The organism is Pseudomonas sp. (genome assembly GCF_035277045.1).
In the GTDB taxonomy this organism is placed as follows: Bacteria; Pseudomonadota; Gammaproteobacteria; order Pseudomonadales; family Pseudomonadaceae; genus Aquipseudomonas.
In genome coordinates this window covers 1-2,005 of sequence record NZ_DATELE010000119.1, presented here as the reverse complement: position 1 = coordinate 2,005, position 2,005 = coordinate 1, and the positions used below count along the sequence as shown (strand labels likewise).

Here is a 2,005-nt window from a genome sequence, read left to right as displayed (position 1 = left end):
GGGCCCTGTGGGAGCTGGCTTGTCCTGCGATCGGGCCCGCAGGGGCCGTAAAACTCAAACAGCGGCGCCCCGGCTTGCCAGCGAACACGCCCGCGCTGGCGCGGACACCGAACCCTCGCCCGTTGCCGTGATCTGTATAGTTCCAGCACTACAATGATCGGCTCCCCCGCATGGACAAGTACGCCCCCCGCGACTGGCTTCCCCACGAAAAACCGGCGATACCCGGCTCGCCCTCGACGCCCCTGCACCCTACGCCAAAGCGCCTGGCCTACGGCATTGTCGGCCTGCTGGTGGCGATCACCGGGGGCCTGGGCAACGCGCTGGTCATCGCCAACCTGCAGTTTCTGCAAGGAGCACTGGGCGCCACGGCCGCCGAGATGGCCTGGCTGCCGGCCGCCTATGTGATGACCAACGTGTCGATGAACCTGCTGCTGGTGAAGTTTCGCCAGGAGTTCGGCCTGCGTGCGTTCACCGAGATTTTCCTGGTGCTGTACGTCGTGGTGACCTGCGCGCACCTGTTCGTCAACGACCTCAACTCGGCCGTCGCCGTGCGCGCCGCCCACGGCATGGTGGGCGCCGCGCTGAGCTCGCTGGGGCTCTACTACATGATCCAGGCCTTCCCGGCCAAGTGGCGGCTCAAGGCGATGGTGCTGGGCCTGGGCGCCTCGCAACTGGCGCTGCCGCTGGCACGGATTTTCTCCGAAGACCTGCTGCAGATCGCCGAATGGCGCGGCCTGTACCTGTTCGAGCTGGGCCTTGCGCTGGCGGCGCTGGGTTGCGTGCTGCTGCTCAAGTTGCCCCCGGGCGACCGCTTCAAGACCTTCGAGCCGCTGGACTTCCTGACCTTCGCGATCCTCGCCAGCGGCGTGGCCCTGCTGTGCGCCGTGCTGTCGCTGGGACGCATCGAATGGTGGCTGGAGGCGTCCTGGATCGGTGTCGCCCTGGCCGGCTCGATCGCCCTGATCATGGCGGGCCTGGCCATCGAGCACAATCGCCGCAACCCGCTGCTGATGACCCGCTGGCTGGGCAGCGGCATCGCCATTCGCCTGGCCTTGTGCGTGATCCTGATCCGCATGGTCACCTCCGAGCAGTCCACCGGCGCCGTCGGTTTCCTGCAGGCGCTGAACATGAGCAGCGAGCAGATGCGCAGCCTGTACCTGGTGATGCTGGCCGGCGCGCTGGCGGGGCTTGTGGTCAGCGCGCTGACCATCAATCCGCAGCACCTGATCCTGCCGCTGTTCATCTCCTTGGCGCTGATGGCCACCGGCTCGTTCATGGACAACACCTCGAGCAACCTCACCCGGCCCGCGCAGATGTACCTGAGCCAGTTCCTGCTGGCCTTTGGCGGTACGTTCTTCCTGGGACCGACCATGGTGCTCGGGATCGGCCATGTGCGCGCCAATCCGCGCAACCTGGTGAGCTTCTCGGTGCTGTTCGGCATTTGCAACAACCTCGGCGGCCTGGTCGGCGCGGCGCTGCTGGGCACCTACCAGACCGTGCGGGAGAAATTCCACTCCAGCCATATCGTCGAGCAACTGACCCTGCTCGACCCGCTGGTGCTGGGCAGGGTGCAAAGCGGCGGCGCGGCCTACTCGCGGATCATCGCCGACCCTGCGCTGCGCAACGATGTCGGTATCCGCGTGCTCGGCAACGCCGCCACGCGCGAAGCGAACATACTGGCCTACAACGATGTCTTCACCTTGATAGGCTGCATTGCCGTACTGACCATGGTCTGGATTGCCATTCGCGGATCCTGGCTCTGGTACAACGCCCGCACGACCGCCTCCACCGACCCTGACCGTGGCGCCCAAGCCCAATGACCGAACCCACTACCACGACCACCAACGCCATCGCCGAGACACCCGAAGGGCAGGAGCCGCCCGCTTCCCCCGCCGCCGCTGACTCGCGGCCGCTGCGCAGGCGCGTGCTGTCTTCGCTGGTGTTTGCCGGCATCGCCCTGACCGGCGTGCTGGTGGTGCTGTACGCGTGGCAGCTGCCGCCGTTC

The 2,005-nt window shown here is 66.7% G+C and carries 1 protein-coding gene and 1 pseudogene; both read left to right on the top strand.

Annotation, left to right across the window (positions count from 1 at the left end):
- The first annotated feature begins 170 nt into the window (after nucleotides 1-170).
- The gene (locus VJS90_RS05240) at nucleotides 171-1,820 is read left to right on the top strand and encodes an MFS transporter (protein ID WP_324119723.1); all 1,650 of its coding nucleotides are present in this window, start codon (nucleotides 171-173) and stop codon (nucleotides 1,818-1,820) included.
- Nucleotides 1,817-2,005: pseudogene (locus VJS90_RS05235) on the top strand (HlyD family secretion protein); the annotation flags it as partial. The gene VJS90_RS05240 and the pseudogene VJS90_RS05235, both read left to right, overlap by 4 nt.

Coding starts and splice junctions, on each gene's coding strand:
- VJS90_RS05240 (WP_324119723.1), top strand. CDS start 171: ATGGACAAGTACGCCCCCCGCGACTGGCTTCCCCACGAAAAACCGGCG.